The organism is Lysobacter sp. P5_C4 (assembly GCF_054049695.1).
Map to the genome: position 1 here is coordinate 767974 of NZ_JBFULX010000001.1, position 15338 is coordinate 783311.

Sequence of the window (15338 nt, forward strand, 5' to 3'; positions counted from 1 at the left end):
CGTGGGGGACACGGAGAGGATCGACCGGGGCCGCCGATTTATTGCCTACGGATCGCCGAGGACGGGCTCGCGTCAGCCCTTCAGGGCCTGGTACAGCCGCTCGCTGCTCGCCGAGGGCTGCAGCCCAAGCGTGATCGAGAGGATCTGCCGCAGGCGCTGGTACGCCGCGATCGCCTCGCTGCGACGGCCGCTGCGCTCGTAGCAGCGCATCAGGCCTTGGTAGAAGGATTCGATCGCCGGATCGGCATCGATGCCGCGCATGTACAGCGCGATGGCGGCGGTGTCATCGCCGGCCGCTTCGTGGCGTTCGGCCTGGCGCGCCAGTGCGTGGATGAAACGCCCGCGCAGGCGTTCACGGGCTGCGACCGGCCAGGGTTCGCCTTCGTCTTCGACGAGGAATGCGCCACTGTAGAGTTCGAGCGCACGCTGCAGTGGTTGGGCTTCGGCATCGGGTTCGTGGCGATGCGCCGCCTCGTCGGCTGCGGCCAGGGCGCGATCGAACGCGAACACGTCGACCCACACGCGTTCCGGATCCAGCGTCACGCGCCCGCCGCGCTGCACGACCGCTGCCGAATCGCCGAGCAGCGTACGCAGGCGCAGCACCGTCGCATCGAGCGCACGCGCGCCGGCATCGCCCTCCTCGTCGGGCCACAAGGCGTCGAGCAGGCGCTGTTCCGACACGCTGCGCCCACCGAGCGCGATGATCGCCTTGAGCAGCGCCAGCGTCTTCTTCGGCACCTTGCGCGAGAACGCGAGCGGCTGGCCTTCGCGCAACACTTCGAACCGCCCGAGCGTGCGCACTTCGAACAACCACGGCCAGCGCGGCGTGTCGGCATCGGGGGCGCGCAGCGCGTACTCGCGGATCGCGCGCCGCGCATCGCCTTCGGCGACACCCAGCTGCAGCGCCGCCCCATACACTTCCGACAACAAGGTCGGATGCATGCGCAACATGAACTGCCCGTGGTGCGCATTGAGGCCGGCGACGCTGCGTTCGATCGCGGCGCGTGCAGCGTTCGGACCGCCGCGGCGCAACTGGACCCACGCCTCCACCGCTTCGACGGCGTGGATGTGGTGCCGCAGGCACGATCCGGGCAGGAACGCGCGCGCTTCCTCCAGGATCGGTGCCAGGTCCGCCCGGGGATCGACCTCGAATTCGGCGATCGCCAACAACAGGCGGCTACCAAGACGCAGCCACACGGGCCCGAAGTCGTCCATGCCCACGACGACTTCCCGCGCGATCTTCCGCGCCGTTTCGTACTCGTGCCGCAGCAGCGCGATCCACGTACGGATCGCGCCATCGAGCGCGCGATCGAGTTTGCGTGCGAACGTCCAGTACGCTTCGGCACGCACGCGCTCGGCTTCGGCCGTCTCCGCATCGCCCGCGCACAGCGCAGCGATCGCACGCCCGAGATGCGCGAAGATGCGCAGCGGCGGCAGCATCAGCGCGTTGTCGTTCGCGATCGCCTGCGATTGGTCGTAGATCTTCAATGCCTCGGCATCGTTCCCCTGCTTGTCGCGGAAATGCGCGAGTTGCAGCAGCCACAACGCGCGATAGCTGGGCGTGAGTCGCGGATCGGCGGCCCACGGCGAGGCCATCGCGACGATGCGATCGCTTTCGTCGAACTCGCCGTTGATCTGGTGGTAGGCGAGCATCAGCGTGGCCGCATCGACGCGCGCGTTGACCGGGATGTCGTCGCGTTGCAACAGCGTGCGCAGGCGGGCGACGCACGCATCGGTCAGGTCCGCGCGCGGGCGCGCGAAGCTCAGTGCGAACAGGAGCGCGGCGTTGACACGCAATTCCGCCGCGGGCGCGGGATACGGCGGCGGGTGTTCCAACTGCGGCAGCAACAAGTCGATCCACCGGTCGACCTGGCCGTGGTCGAATTCGAGGTAATGCGTCGCGAGGATCGCGCCGATGGCGAGAATGCGGCCCATCGGCTCGGTGTCGCCGAAACCCGCATGTGCCGCTTCGAACCGCGCCCGCGCCTGCAGTGCGGCGAACGGCGACAAGGCCACGCCAGAGCGCCATCCACGGCGAGGCGTCTTCCACCTGCTGCGGCAACACGTCGAACCAGCCCTTGAGCGTGGCCAGGCGCCCCTGTTCCAGCAACAGCGGCGCGAAGCGCAGCGTGAGTTGCGTCGCAGCCGGCCAATCCTTCGCCGTCGCCGCGATGTCGAACGCGGCCTCCACCTGTTCGCCCTGCGAGAGCAGCGCAATGGCATCGCGTCGCACGGCGGCGAGGGCGTCGGGGGGCATCGCATGCTCGAGTCGTTCGAGCAGGAACGCGCGGAACAGATCGTGGAATTGCCATGCCTCGCCGCGCCGCTCGACGAACAGGCGCTTGCGATACAGCGAATCGAGCAAGTGGCCCGCGCCCGGATCGCCCGCGATCAACGCCGCCTGCGCCGCGGTCGCGCGCGGCAGCAGCGCGATGCGCATCAACTGCACCTGCACCGCCGCCGGCAGTGCATCCAGGATCTGGCCGGCGAAGTAGCCGAACAACACCTCGCGCCCCTGCGCCTGCGCGAGCGCCGTGTCTGCGTGGCCGCCCCGCACTTGTTCCAGCGTGAGCACCAGTCCGACCGGCCAGCCATCGGATTGGGCGTGTGCCGCGCGCAATGTCGCATCGTCCAGGTGTTGCCGCATCTGCGCGATGCCACGGGTTTCATCGAAGGTCAGCCGCAGCTCGTCCCAGTCGAGCAATGCGACGCGGTCCATCGCGCGCAGCGCCGCGCATTCCGGGGGTGGTTCGCCGCGGCTGGTCGCGACGATGACGACGCGCTCCGGCGTTTCGCGCGCGATCGCTTCCAGCAAGGCATGCAGGGGCGCGCCTGCGGGAAGCTCGTGGTAGTTGTCGAAAACCAGCGCCGCCGGCGGCTTGAAGCGTTCGAACAACGCGCGGAAATACAGCCGCGCGAAGGCCGCCGGATCGGCACCGTGTTCCGGTGTGTACGTCGGCAACGGCGCATCGCGTTTGCGCGCGGGCGGCGCGGCGCGGTCGAGGTAATGGAAGAAGGTCGAGAGGTCGCGATCGCCGGCATCGACCTGGTACCAGACGCCACCCACCTTGTGCTGTTGCAGCCAGCTCGCGACGAGTGCGGTCTTGCCGGCGCCCGGCGGGCCGACGACCCACACGATGGGCCGGGCGGCTTGTTCGATGCGCGAGAACAGGCGTTCCCGCGGCAACACCTGGTGCAACTTCGGGCGCGTGAGTTTGGCGAGCGGCATCGGCGTGGCCTCCCTGGAGACCTGCTGCGATCATACGCCCTAACGCACGACGGGCGGCCCGACGGGCGGCGGCGCCATCTTGATACCGGCGTCTTCGAACGCGCCGAGCAACATCATGCGCAGGTCGCTCGCGACGCGCCGGCGGTCCATGCCGGGCACGAGTTCGATCCAGTAATGCAGCGTGAAACGCAGCCCGTTGTCCGCGAAATCGTCGAGCAGCACCGTCGGTTCGGGATCTTCCACCAGCTGCCCGTGGCGCTGCGCGGCGACGCGCATCGCATCGACGACCGCGCGCGGATCGGAGCCTCCATCGAGGACGACGCTCAGCGCCTGGCGCTGCATGCGCGTGCGATAGGTGATGTTCTTGACGTTCTCTTCCATCAGCACGGAATTGGGGATCAGCGTGTCGGCGCCGTCGGCGTCGCGCACCACCGACGTGCGCAGGTCGATGTCGACCACCATGCCGCGCAGCGTCCCCACTTCGATCACGTCGCCCAGGCGGAACGGGCGCTCGACCAACACGAGCACGCCGCTGATCAGGTTCTTGAACAATGCCTGCATGCCGAAGCCGATGCCGATCGCGACGGCGCCGCCGATGAAGGCGAACGCCGCCAGCGGAATGCCGGCGATCGCCAGGCTCGCGAGAACGCAGGCCGCGACGAGCAAGGCGAGCGCCCAACGCCGCAACAGGCGCGCGCGTCCTTCGTCCATTCCACGCCGGCGATGCAACCAGCGCTCCCACCATGACGTGAGTTTCGCCGCGAGGAACAAACCGATCACCAGCAGCAGCGGGGCCTGCACCACTTTGCCGACGGTAACGCCCCGCGGCACTTGGGTCTTGCGGCCTTCGACGTCGACGGTCTCGTTGACGGTAAACACCTCGAAGTTCCATGCGCGCGAGATCGCATCGCGCGCGACGGCCCACGCCAGGCCCAGTCGTTCGCGCCAACCGTAGGCGCTGGCGCGTGCGTCGAAGTCCTCGCGCATGCGTGCGATGAGGTCGATCAGCCGTGATTCGTCGAAGCGCGCGCGCTGGACCACCTGCAGGCGTTGATCGAACACATCGCGCAGCGCGCGCTTGTCGGCCGCATCCGGTGCGCCGGGGTTTTGCGCAAGCTCGGTCGACAAGCCACCGCTGCGTGCGAGCACCTGGTCGGACATGGCCGCGAGGAAATCGCGGCGCCGCTCCAGGCGCTCGACGAGGATGGGGCCGTAGCGGCGGGCTTCGACGATCGCGCTTTCGTCGTGGTCGCGGTAGATGCGGATCGCCATCTGCCGGGCGAGTTGTTCGGTCGCGAGGTTGGTGCGTGCTTCGCGCGTGAGTTCGATGTCGATGTCGGCATTCGCGACGCGCTCCTTCAACGCCTCGAGTTCCAACGCCGACGCGCCGGGGCCGGCCGCCGCGAGGTTGGCGCGTGCAAGCTCGCGTTCGGTGGTCGCCGCGGCCATGCGACGGCGCAACGCCTCGCCCGATGCGCGCAGCCGCGCGTCGACCGCCGCCGCGTCGTGCGGCGTCACCGCGACGTTGTTCTTGTTCGACGCGGCCAACGCGGCGGCGATCGCATCGCGTTGCGCCTGCGCGAACTTCTGCTGCAGGGCGAGCAGGTGCAACATCTGGTCGACTTCGGCGGTCGCCGATTCGGTCAGCGCCGTTTCCAATTTCGCCAACGCGATGGAATCGACGTCGGCGCGCGCCTCGATCAACGTGCGTTCGGCGGCCACCTTGTCGGTCAGCTGCGCGGCGTTGGAGGTCCGCTCCTGTTCGAGCAACGCAGTGCGGCGCCGGCCGCTGGCGAGATCGGCGTCGAGGCGCTGGATTTCGCGCCGCAGGTCGTCGAGCGCGAGCAGGCTGTCGGGCGGCGCCACGGCGCCGGGCTTGCCGGACAGGCGCTCGACGTCGCGCATCGCGCGCACCATGTCCTGGCGGCGTTCGAGGGATGCGAGCAACTGGCGCCGGAGGAAACCGGCGCGGTCTTCGCCGATGGTGTCGCTTGTCGGCCCGAGTTGCGCCCGAATTGCCTGCGCTTGCGCGGCGAGCGCGCGCGTGGACGCCGGCTGCGGCGCCTGCGCATGCGCGAGGCCGGCACAAAGCAGCGCCGGAAACACGAGACGACGGAGCATGGCGTTCATGACAGGAAGGGTGGGGCCCGACCAGAACGGATTGGCTATTTATCGTCCAACGCAGGCCCGACCGCCACTCCGGCCGGGCCCCTCGGTTTTCATCCCCTTCCCAAGGGATCGAGCGCGCAGCGCGCGCTCGAGGGAATACCGCTCCCGCAGGACCCCTTACCCGCCGTTCTTCGCCAGCCAGGCGTCGATCTGGGCCAGGCGATCCTTTCGGATCTTCATCCGGTACTCGATGTTCGCGATCGCCGTGTCCGTCGGGCGGCGCGAGCCGGCCGCGAGGTTCTTCTCGGCGTAGGCGCGCAGCTTGCCGACCATCGCAGGATCCAGCGACGAACTCGCAAGGCCCGGGTAGTAGCGGCTCTGCGAGGTCGAGTCCACGCGCTTGCCGACCTGCGCCGAATTCTTCAGCGCGAAATCGAAGGCCTGGTCCGGATGCTGGCGCGCGACGGCGGAGATCATGCCGGCGCTGTTGGTTTCGCCCGGTTCGTCGGTGAGCGCCAGGTCCAGTGCACGCTGCGCGATCGCCGGATCCTGGCCGATCGAGAGCATCGTGTAGAGCTGGTCGCGCACGAGCGGCGTCTTCTCGGTCTTCGCCATCGCATGCAGCTTGTCCCATGTCGCGGCATCGGCGTGCGTGGCGACCACGCCGAGGATCGTGCGGCGCAGCGGGGCCGGCATCGCGTTCGGATCGCTTTCCGAAGCGGCGAAACGACGACGCGCTTCGGCGACGACCTGCTCGTCGCCCAACTGCGAGAGCGTCCCGATCAACTCGGTGCGCAGGATCGCGACCGGATCGGTTTCGCCCGCCTTCGCTTCCCAGCCCACGCGTTCCATTTCCGGGCGCAGCGTCTTGATCGCGAACTTGCGGAAGCGCGCCTGTCGCTGCGCATCGCCCATGTAGTAACGATCGAGCGACGCCAGACTGTCGGCGACATCGCCCCAGATCTGCGGGTCGGCGTCGGCCGGCACGCGCATCGCCAGGTCGAGGTAATCCGACGAGGCCTGCAGGCCCGCCATGCCCAGCGCCCACACATCGCCCATGACACCGAGCTGGTCGATCGGCGCGATCTTGGTGAATCCGTCGCGCAACTGCGCGAACTGCTGCGGCGTGTACAAGGTGCGGTAGTAGCCGCTCTGCCCTGCGTTGACGACCACCGGGCCGCAGCCCGGCACTTCCAGCGACGCCGCGCCACCCTGCACGAGCGTGCGCACCGGTTGGCCACCCAGGCTCTGTGCGATCACCGGCACGCGCCACGCCAGCGACTGCTTGTCGGCGCGGTCGCGCGTGAACTCGCCCTGCTTGAGTTGCAGCGTCGTCTTGCCGCCCTTGCACGTCGCCGATTCCACGCGGATCAGCGGGATGCCCGGCTGCAGCGTGAAGTCGTGCGCGATGTCGACGATCGGCACGCCCGATGCATCCTGCACCGCGTGCCAGAGGTCGTCGGACTTGGTGTTGCCGTAGGCGTGCGTCTTGATGTACGAGCGCACGCCGTCGCGCCACTTGTCGCCGCCGACGTAGCCTTCGAGCATGCCGATGACGGCGCTGCCCTTCTGGTAGGTGATCGAATCGAAGGCCTGCGCGGCCTGTTCGACCGTTTCGACCTTCTGCACCACCGGGTGCGTCGTCGCGACCGCGTCCAGGCCCATCGCCGCTTCACGCTGCCCGACCTTCTCGAGCACCGTGTTCCATTCCGGATGCAGCTTCTGCGTGGTGCGCGCGGCCATCCAGGTGGCGAAGCCTTCGTTGAGCCACAGGTCGTCCCACCAGCTCATCGTGACCAGGTCGCCGAACCACTGGTGCGCCATCTCGTGCGCGGCGATGGAGAACACGCCCTGCTTGTCCGACGCCGTGGAGATCGACGGGTCGAGCAGCAACGCGTATTCGAAGGTGTAGATCGCGCCCCAGTTTTCCATCGCGCCGAAGAACTGGCTGCGGCCCGGCGAGGCGACGTTGTCGAGCTTCGGCAACGGATACGGGGTTGCGAAGTAGTCGTTGTATTCCTTCAGCACGTGGGCCGCCGAATCCAGCGCGAACTTCGCCTGGTCGGAGACGCCGCGCTGCGTGACCACGCCCAGTTCGGTCGCGCCCTCCATGCGGGTCGCGCGATCGAAGTCGCCCACGCCGAAGAACAACAGGTACGTCGACATCTTCGGCGAAGTCTGGAACTTCACGCGCTTCAGGCCGTTGCCCAGGTCCTTCGAATCGGCGGCCGGCATGTTGCTGACGGCCATCTGCCCGGCCGGCACGTCGGCGGACAGATCGAACACCGCCTTGTGGTTCGGTTCGTCGAAGGACGGGATGAACTTGCGGGCATCGGAGGCCTCGAACTGCGTGTACAGCGCGCGCTGCTTGCCATCCTTGTTTTCGTAGTCAATCGCGAACAGGCCGTTGGCCTGCGTGCCGATCTTGCCGGTGTAGTCGGTCGAGAGCGCGTACTGGCCGGCGGGCAGCGGCTCGTCGAAGGTGAACGTCGCGGTCTGCGACGCGGCATCGATGCTGACCTTGGGCTTCTGCACCTTGCCGTTGGCCGGGTTGAGGACGGAATTGGCGAACGTCATGTCGACGGCATTGAGCACGATCTTGTTCGTCGGCTCCAGGACATCGACGCTGATCGAGATCTTGCCGTCGAACGTCATCTTCTCCGCGTGCGGCACGATGGCGATGGTGTAGTGCGTCGGGCGCACGTTGCGCGGAAGCTGCGTCGTCGCATCGACGACGGGCGGCGCGACATGCGGCGCGGCGGTTTGCGCGGCGGCGTCGAGGGTGGCGCCGGCCAGGGCGATCGCGATGGCGGAAACAAGAAGACGACGCATGCGTGGATCCTTGGGATTCGTGGCCGCCCCCTGCGGGCGGAACTTGTCGATGTTGAGGGTTCGCGGCGTGCGCGCCCCACCGCCGGAAGTCATGTTTCACGCGCCGTTGACCCGTAAGTCCTTGTTACCTCGCAAGCGCGTGCGCGAGATACGTCGCGGTACGGCTGCGCCGGGCCTTCGCCACCGCCTCGGGCGTGCCTTCCGCGACGATCCGCCCGCCTGCCTCCCCCGCCCCCGGCCCCACGTCGACGACCCAATCGGCATCGGCGACCACGCGCATTTCGTGCTCGACGACGATGACGGTGTTGCCCGCATCGACGAGCCCGTGCAGTTGGCGCATCAGGCGATCGACGTCGGCCGGATGCAGCCCCGTGGTCGGTTCGTCGAGCACATACAGCGTGTCACCGCGCTGGGCGCGTTGCAGTTCGGTCGCGAGCTTGATCCGTTGTGCTTCGCCACCGGAGAGTTCAGTCGCCGGTTGTCCGAGGCGCAGGTAGCCCAGGCCGATGTCGTGGAGCAAGGCGAGCGGCCGTTGCAGTACCGGTTCGTCCTCGAAGAATGCGAGGGCTTCGTCGACGGTCATGCCGAGGACTTGCGCGATGTTCTTCCCCTGCCACTGGATCTCCAGCGTTTTCTTGTCGTAGCGCGCGCCATGGCAGGTGGGGCATGGCGCGAAGACGCTGGGCATGAAGAGCAACTCGACGCTGACGAAGCCCTCGCCCTCGCAGGTCGGGCAACGGCCTTTGGCGACGTTGAAGGAAAACTGGCCGGCATCGTACTTGCGCGCCTTCGCGGCCTTGGTTGCAGCGAACATCTTGCGGACATGGTCGAACAATCCGGTGTACGTGGCGAGGTTCGAACGCGGCGTACGGCCGATGGGTTTCTGGTCGACGTTGACCAGGCGGCGAATCGCGTCGGCGCCTGAAGCGATGCGGCCCGCCGTCTGTTGCACGACGGTGGGCACTTCGCTTTCTTCTTCCTCCGCTTCGGGCGCGCTGCCCAGATGCGCGGCGATCAGATCGACCAGGGCCTGGCTCACCAGGCTGGATTTGCCGGAACCGGAGATGCCGGTCACCGCGGTGAAGACCCCCAGCGGAAAACGCGCATCGAGCGCGTGCAGGTTGTTGCGCGAGACGTGCGCAAGTTCGAGCCAGGCCTGCGGCGTTCGGCGTTCGCGATGCACGGGCAGCGCTTGACCGAACAGATAGCGCCGCGTGTGCGACGCCTTGACCTGCGCAAGGCCCTCCGGCGGCCCGCTGTAGAGAATCCGGCCGCCGTGCTGCCCGGCATCCGGGCCGACATCGATGAGCCAATCCGCGCGGCGCATCATGTCGAGGTCGTGTTCGACGATGAAGATCGTGTTGCCGGCCGCACGCAACTGGTCCAGCGCCTTGTGCAAGGCTTCGCTGTCCGCCGGGTGCAGGCCCGCCGACGGTTCGTCGAGCACATAGACGACGCCGAACAGGTGCGAGCGGATCTGCGTGGCCAGGCGCAAACGTTGCAATTCGCCGGGCGACAGCGTGGGCGTCGTGCGATCCATCGCCAGATACCCCAGGCCGAGCGCCTGCAACGTGCCGATGCGATCTACCAGGTCTTCGGCGAGCCGCTGCGCGGCGATGCGTTTTTCTTCCGACAGATTGGGCGTGCGCCRCACGTCGGGCGCGGCCGCGTGCGCGGAGCCGCCGGCGGCGACGCGGCGCGCGGTGTCGGCCTTGGCGGATCTGCGATCCAGCGTCGCCACTTTCTTCGCATCGCCGAAGCGGCCTTCCGACGCAGGCCGCAGGACGTCGGACATGCGATCCAGCGACAACGCCGTGAGCTCCGCGATATCCAGGCCGGCGAACTTCACCGACAACGCTTCGCGCTTCAGGCGCTTGCCTTCGCACACGGGACAAACGCTGCCCACCATGAAGCGCGCGACGCGCTTCTTCATCGTCCCGCTTTGCGTCGTCGCGAAGGTATGCCGCACGTATTTGCGCGCGCCCATGAAGGTGCCCATGTAGGCGGGCTCTTCCTTGCGGCGCACGGCAGCGCGCGTCTCCTTCGGCGTGAAGCCGGGATACACCGGTGCGGTCGGTTGTTCTTCGGTGAAGAGGATCCAGTCGCGGTCTTTCTTCGGCAGATCGCGCCAGGGGATGTCGACGTCGTAGCCGAGCGTGACCAGGATGTCGCGCAGGTTCTGCCCGTGCCATGCAGGCGGCCATGCGGCGATCGCTTTCTCGCGGATGGTGAGCGCCGGATCCGGCACCATCGATGCTTCGGTCACGGCGTAGACGTTGCCGAGCCCGTGGCACTCGGGGCATGCGCCCTGCGCCGTGTTCGGGGAGAAATCCTCGGCGTACAACATCGGCTGCTTCGACGGATACTCGCCGGCGCGCGAATACAGCATGCGCACCAGGCTCGACAACGTCGTGACGCTGCCGACCGAAGAACGCACGCTCGGCGTGCCGCGCTGCTGCTGCAACGCGACTGCAGGCGGCAATCCTTCGATGCTGTCGACGTCGGGAATGCCGACCTGGTCGATCAAACGCCGCGCATACGGATTGACCGATTCGAAATAGCGCCGCTGCGCCTCGGCATACAACGTGCCGAACGCAAGCGACGATTTGCCCGAACCCGAGACCCCGGAGAACACGACGAGCGCATCGCGCGGCACATCGACGTCGATGTCCTTGAGGTTGTGTTCGCGTGCGCCGCGGACGCGGACGAAGTCTTCAGGGGAACGCGCGGAGGGCTTCATGTTGCGCGGATTTGACCCGGCGGCAGCGGCAGGCGCCGTGAAGGGCCTGCCGCAGGCGCAGCCGTTGCCGCGGTCAGCGGATCAGCGCGTGTCGATGTCGACCTCGAGTGCGATCACGTCACGGAGCGTACGCTGCCAGCCCTTGGCTTCGATGTAGGCCGTGCCGCGATAGCGACCCGGTGCCAGGCCAGCGTTGTCCGTGGCGTGATACGACGCACGCAATATGCCCGTGTATTGGTAGACGGTGTACACGGTGCAATGGATATGCGAGTTCATCGAGCGCCACCTGCAACCATTCGTGCGCTCGCCTCGCAGCGTGAGCGTCACAGGCTGCGACGTGCCGTCTCGCGTCACCTGAACGCGGATAATCGAGTGCGTGTCATGGTCCCCGTAGAAGGTGGAACCCGTTGGCCCGGAAGCGATGCCCTGTGCGGCAGGCACGACGAAATACACTGCGCCATTGGCGATCGGCGACCAATTGGGCGACACGTAATGGGACGAGTGCGTGACGCGACCGCGCACACCGCGCACGACGTCCATCGCGATCCGCACGCGCTCTTGCAGAACCTGGCTCGTTGTCGCGTCGACGGCAAAGGTTGCGCGATAGGCGCCGCTCGGCAGCCCCGGGTTATCCGCAGGATCGAAGCGCACGTCCAGCGAACCGCCTGCGGGACGTCCCGCCCGGAGATGGACAGTCCGCTTGACGCCGGTCACCTGATCGGTCGCGTCCACCAGGATCGCTACACTTGACTGGATGTTACCGACAGGACCCGTGACGCCGGGTTGTCCCGACGGAACGGACCATGCGAGGTGCGCGTCGGCGCGCGAGACGTACGGCGCCAGGTCAGTCAGCTTCGCGGCGGGGTCCAGATCCGAGCGCGCATCGGGAAAGACGCTCTTGATCCACGCAACATATGGAGACACGCGCGTTGCGTGCGATTGCGTGTTCGTATTGCCGTGCGTCGTGCCGACGATCGCCCAGACACCCTCCTGGTGCTGCCACCAGGGCGCCCCGCCGTCGCTCGCCGTGGTCCGCGCGCTGCGGGTGGTCGCGCCTTTCGCGGAATAGCCCGCCACGAGCGTGTGATCGCTATAGCGGTAGGCGTCGGTGATCGAACGTCCGAGCACGCGGCGACTGCCATCGAGGGCGGTCCAATGGGAATTATTCTGGGAGCCGACACCCCAGGCGCCGTGGCCGATGAAGGTCGTCGGCCGTGTCCGCTCATTCGCACCCGCGTACAGGCGAGCGGGCTCGACGGCATGACCGGCCGCATCGCGGATCGCCGCCTTCGAAGGCAACCGGACCAGCGCGATGTCGGTCGCGGCCAGTGGCAAGCCCGATGCAGGATCGATGCGCGCGGGCGGCAGGTAACGCCAGCCCTGTCCGTCGGCGATGACGGTCCCTTGCCAGTCGACGAAGCGCATGACGACGGCCTGCATCGGCACGTTGCTATCCGCGACGCATTGCGCGGAGGTCAGGAACCACGCGTAGCCATCGCGATCACCGAGCCACGTCGCGCTGCAATGGCCGAGATCGCCGACGGTGTAGAACGGATTTGCGCGACTGGTCGCCTGCATCGGCGCGAACGCCGTGGCGATGGTCGCGTGAATATTGGAGACCTGGCCGCCATGCGACGCGAACAGATTCTCGTTGACGACGATTGCGCTCGCCGGCGCAGAGAGACCGGCGGCGAGGGTAGCCAGCAGGATCACTGATGGGCGCATTTCACGACTCCGATGAAGAACTGGAGCCGCATTGTCGCTACCAACCTTCGACCACACCCCGAGGAGATTTCTTCCGAGCTTGGCGACCGCTCTCAACCCAACCGTTCGAACCCGAACAAACGCTTCAGCGGATGCGCGCGACGTTCGACATGCGCACGCAACAACGCACCGCCCAGCGTCGAATACGTGATGCCGTTGCCGCCGTAAGCCATCGCGAATTGCACGCGCGGACCGAGCGACGCGTGCGGGCCGAAGAACGGCAGGCCATCCTTCGTTTCTGCGAACGTGCCGGCCCACGCGAATGCGGGCACGAGTGTCGGGAGCCCCGGCATCGCGGCTTCCACGCCTTTCACGAGTTTGCGCGCCTTGGCATCGACGCGACCATCGCGACGCTGCGGGATGTCGACGCGATCATCCTCGCCACCGACGAGCACGCGGCCGTCCTCGGTGCTGCGCATATAGAGATACGGCCGCGCGGTTTCCCAGACGACCGTGTCCGCGATGCACCCCAGCCCGTCGTCGTCCAGCGGATCGCTGATGAAGGCATAGCTGCTGCGGTTGCTCGCCACGCGTTGCGGGATCCACTGCTGCGCGGCGTAGCCCGCGGCGACGATGGCGTGGTCGGCGGTGATGCGCGTGCCGTTCGCGATTTCCAGCACGACGCGCCGCGAAGTCGGATGCAGTTGAGTCACGGAGGTGCGGTCGTAGATCGCCACACCCTGGCCCGCGAGGCGTCGCAGCAGCCGGGAGGCCATGCGATAGGGATCCACGCGCGCCGAATTGCCGCTCAATAGCGCGCCGGGTGCGTCGATGCCGTAGCCGGTCAGCAGGCGATCCTGCGACAGCCACCGCACGTCGATGCCGATGCGGCGCCGTGCATGGAGTTCCTCGCGCAGGCCTCGCACGTGCCGGGACTTACTCGCGTAGTACAGGGACTTGGTGCGCGCGAACCCCACGTCGCGGATCTCGCGCGCGATGTCGGTGACTTCGTCGACCGCCTGCACACAGGCGTGGTACGCGAGCGCGGCGTCGTCTTCACCGTAGCGCTTCGCCAACTCGGTGAGGTGCGTGTCGATCTCGTACTGCAGCAGCGCCGTGCTCGCGGCCGTGCTGCCCCAGGCCACGTCGCGATGTTCGACGATGCAGGTGTCGTAACCGTTCGCGGCGAACACGCGTGCGATCAATGCACCGGTGATGCCCGCGCCAATGATCGCGACGTCGCAGCGCACGTCGCGCTGCAACGCGGGAAAGGTCGCCATCAGGCCGTTCTTGACGGCCCAGTAGGGATAGCCCGACTTCAGGTCCATCCGCCGAGCTTCGGGGATGGACCGGTCGATGCGCCGTGATCAGTTCAGGCGAAGGGATCGCGCAGCACGATCGTCGCGTCGCGGTCCGGGCCGGTGGAAACGATGGCCAGCGTACAACCCGCCAGTTCTTCCAGCGCGCGCAGGTACGCGCGTGCGGCGGCGGGCAGCTTGTCCCACTCGGTGATGCCGTGCGTGTTCTCGCTCCAGCCGGGGAACTCGAGGTAGACCGGCGTGCATTCTTCCCAGCCGGCGGCGTCGAGCGGCGCGTATTCGGTGCGCTTGCCGCGGTATTCGTACGCGATGCAGATCTTCAGCTTCTCCATCCCGTCCAGGATGTCGAGCTTGGTGATGCACAGGCCGGTGATGCCGTTGATGGCCACCGCGCGCTTGAGCGCGACGATGTCCATCCAGCCGCAACGACGCGGGCGGCCGGTGGTGGCGCCGTATTCCTGGCCGCGGTCGCGGATGCCCTGGCCGACGGCGTCGTCCAGTTCGGTCGGGAACGGTCCGCCGCCGACGCGCGTTGCGTAAGCCTTCGCGATGCCGAGGACGTAGTCGATCGCATCGGCGCCGACGCCGGTGCCGGCGAGCGCGCCGCCAACGGTGGTGTTCGACGAGGTGACGTAGGGATACGTGCCGTGGTCGATGTCGAGCAGAGAACCCTGCGCGCCTTCGAACATCACGCGCTTGCCCTGCTTGCGCAGCTCGTGGAGGATGCCGGCGACGTCGGATTTCATCGGCTCGATGTACTTGCCGAATTCGAGCGCTTCGTCGAGCGTCTTCTGGAAGTCGACGGCGTCGACCTTCAGGTACTGCGTCAGCACGAAGTTGTGATAGTCGAGGGTTTCGCGCAGCTTCTCCGCGAGTTCCTTCGGATAGCTCAGGTCGGCCACGCGGATGCCGCGACGCGCCACCTTGTCTTCATACGCAGGACCGATGCCGCGCCCGGTGGTGCCGATGGCCTTGCCGCCGGCGGCCTTCTCGCGCGCCTGGTCCAGCGCGATGTGGTACGGCATGATGATCGGCGTCGCCGGGCTGATCTTCAGTCGCGAGCGCACGTCGACGCCCGTGGCTTCCAGTTCGTCGATTTCCTTGCGCAGTGCGCCGGGGTGCAGCACGACGCCGTTGCCGATCATGCACAGCGCATCCGGGCGCAGGATGCCGGAGGGAATCAGGTGCAGGACGGTCTTCTTGCCGTTGATGACGAGCGTGTGGCCGGCGTTGTGGCCCCCCTGGAAGCGGACGACGCCCCCGATGTTCTCGGTCAGCAGGTCGACGATCTTGCCCTTGCCTTCATCGCCCCACTGCGCCCCGAGTACGACAACTGACTGGCCCACGGCTTTGCTCCTGGTTTTCTGGCATGCATTCACGGAAAAAGCCGGAGGGCTGTGGGCCC

At 67.4% G+C, this 15338-nt stretch carries 7 protein-coding genes and 1 pseudogene; all 8 read right to left on the reverse strand.

Going from position 1 to position 15338, the window contains the following annotated elements:
* Positions 1-72: 72 nt before the first annotated feature.
* The 8 genes and pseudogenes from ACXJJ8_RS03685 to ACXJJ8_RS03720 all read right to left on the reverse strand — a co-directional run bounded on the left by ACXJJ8_RS03685 (position 73) and on the right by ACXJJ8_RS03720 (position 15279).
* A complete protein-coding gene (locus ACXJJ8_RS03685) occupies positions 73-2016 on the reverse strand; it encodes an AfsR/SARP family transcriptional regulator (RefSeq protein WP_499026998.1) in 1944 nt (647 codons plus the stop codon).
* A 292-nt stretch (positions 2017-2308) separates the two neighbouring features.
* Positions 2309-3229: pseudogene (locus ACXJJ8_RS03690) on the reverse strand (winged helix-turn-helix domain-containing protein); the annotation flags it as partial.
* Positions 3230-3268: 39 nt separating this feature from the next.
* Positions 3269-5359 carry a mechanosensitive ion channel family protein gene (locus ACXJJ8_RS03695; RefSeq protein ID WP_499027000.1) on the reverse strand — a complete coding sequence of 697 codons (2091 nt, stop codon included), beginning with the start codon at positions 5357-5359 and terminating at the stop codon, positions 3269-3271.
* A gap of 156 nt (positions 5360-5515) precedes the next feature.
* Positions 5516-8170: a M1 family metallopeptidase gene (locus ACXJJ8_RS03700; RefSeq protein WP_499027002.1), complete on the reverse strand. Its 2655-nt coding sequence runs from the start codon at positions 8168-8170 to the stop codon at positions 5516-5518.
* A gap of 124 nt (positions 8171-8294) precedes the next feature.
* A complete protein-coding gene (locus tag ACXJJ8_RS03705) occupies positions 8295-10910 on the reverse strand; it encodes an excinuclease ABC subunit UvrA (RefSeq protein WP_499027004.1) in 2616 nt (871 codons plus the stop codon).
* 81 nt (positions 10911-10991) lie between these two features.
* Positions 10992-12623, reverse strand: coding sequence for a trypsin-like serine protease (locus ACXJJ8_RS03710; RefSeq protein ID WP_499027005.1), 1632 nt, complete (start codon positions 12621-12623; stop codon positions 10992-10994).
* A 104-nt stretch (positions 12624-12727) separates the two neighbouring features.
* A complete protein-coding gene (locus tag ACXJJ8_RS03715; protein WP_499027007.1) occupies positions 12728-13942 on the reverse strand; it encodes an NAD(P)/FAD-dependent oxidoreductase in 1215 nt (404 codons plus the stop codon).
* A gap of 44 nt (positions 13943-13986) precedes the next feature.
* On the reverse strand, positions 13987-15279 hold the full coding sequence (locus ACXJJ8_RS03720) for an adenylosuccinate synthase (RefSeq protein WP_499027009.1): 1293 nt from the start codon (positions 15277-15279) through the stop codon (positions 13987-13989).
* Positions 15280-15338: the final 59 nt, after the last annotated feature.

Excerpts from the sequence above, each read along its gene's own strand:
- ACXJJ8_RS03700 (WP_499027002.1), bottom strand. The coding sequence starts at position 8,170 with ATGCGTCGTCTTCTTGTTTCCGCCATCGCGATCGCCCTGGCCGGCGCC.
- ACXJJ8_RS03715 (WP_499027007.1), bottom strand. The coding sequence starts at position 13,942 with ATGGACCTGAAGTCGGGCTATCCCTACTGGGCCGTCAAGAACGGCCTG.
- ACXJJ8_RS03695 (WP_499027000.1), bottom strand. The coding sequence starts at position 5,359 with ATGAACGCCATGCTCCGTCGTCTCGTGTTTCCGGCGCTGCTTTGTGCC.